Here is a 1023-nt window from a genome sequence, read left to right as displayed (position 1 = left end):
CCCCTCGTTTCGACATTCGGCGTCGCGCCGGACGGCCGGTTGTCCTTCGTCGCTCTCGGTGGCGCTGTCGAGACGATCGCGCCCGGATCCACCACCCCGGAACCGTTGCCGTTCGACAAGCTCACAAAGTTCGGCCAGATGGCGGTGGGTACGGACGGCTCGGTCTACATCACCGACAACCAGCGCAACAAGCTGTTGAAGCTCGCTCCCGGTGCGGCCGCCCCGATAGAGCTTCCTGTCGAGATCGGTAACGGGTTGGGGCACTTGGTGGTCGACGCCGACGACAATCTGTACTCAGCCCGTGACGGCAAGATTCTGAAGATCGCGAAGGACGCCGAAGAGGCGGTGGCGATTGCCGACGCGCCGGAGAACGTGGGTGGCCTTGCGGTGGATGCCGCAGGCAATCTCTATGCGACTGACCGGATGGCGGGCACGGTGTCGCGGATGCCGGGCGGTGGCGGTGACTGGGTCCAGCTTCCGTTCAGCGGGCTTCAGCGCCCGTCCGCCATCGCCGTCGACGGAGACGGCAACGTCTACGTCATGAACGTGAACCTGCGCGAGACGGATCCGCGTGACACCCTCGTCAGGCTCGCAGCCAAGTAGCCCTGCCCAGCCTGCGCTCAGAACATTTCGACGACCCAGACCTCCATGTCGAATTGGGGATTGGCGGGATCGGTGGGATCGGCGATGCGGTGTTGCTGGATCACCGTCCCGAGGCTGAGGATGTCTGCCCGCGGGGTGGCGAACTGCACCTGGGTCGACGCGTAGGTGAAGCGGCACCCGCCGACGAGGGCCGATTGTGCCAGCCGCCGAATCTCGTTGAGGGTCGCCTGGTTGATGGGTGCGCTGCGCATGCAGATGTCACTGGCGCAGCCGTTGGCCAAAACCGCCGTCAGCGGGCGGCCATGAGCGTGCTGCGGCTCGGTGGCGAAGTCGGAGAACCCGAGATAGTCGGTTTCGCCCTCGCCGTAGATGTTGATCCGCATGGCGTTGCCGATCGGGTTGATCGGGGTCCCTTGATGC

Annotated in this window: 2 protein-coding genes; one reads left to right on the top strand and one right to left on the bottom strand. The window is 65.3% G+C overall.

What is annotated here, in order from left to right; all coding sequences use genetic code 11:
- On the top strand, positions 1–603 hold a 603-nt coding region (locus IMZ11_RS42465; protein ID WP_228649227.1), incomplete at its 5' end, for a hypothetical protein.
- A 17-nt stretch (positions 604–620) separates the two neighbouring features.
- Here IMZ11_RS42465 and IMZ11_RS42460 read toward each other — a convergent pair.
- The coding region (locus tag IMZ11_RS42460; protein WP_228649225.1) for a hypothetical protein at positions 621–1023 on the bottom strand (403 nt) is incomplete at its 5' end.

The organism is Microtetraspora sp. AC03309 (genome assembly GCF_020826795.1).
Taxonomy (GTDB): domain Bacteria; phylum Actinomycetota; class Actinomycetes; order Streptosporangiales; family Streptosporangiaceae; genus Microtetraspora; species Microtetraspora glauca.
Note: the sequence above shows the minus strand (reverse complement) of the source record. Positions and strands in the feature narration are given on the sequence as shown.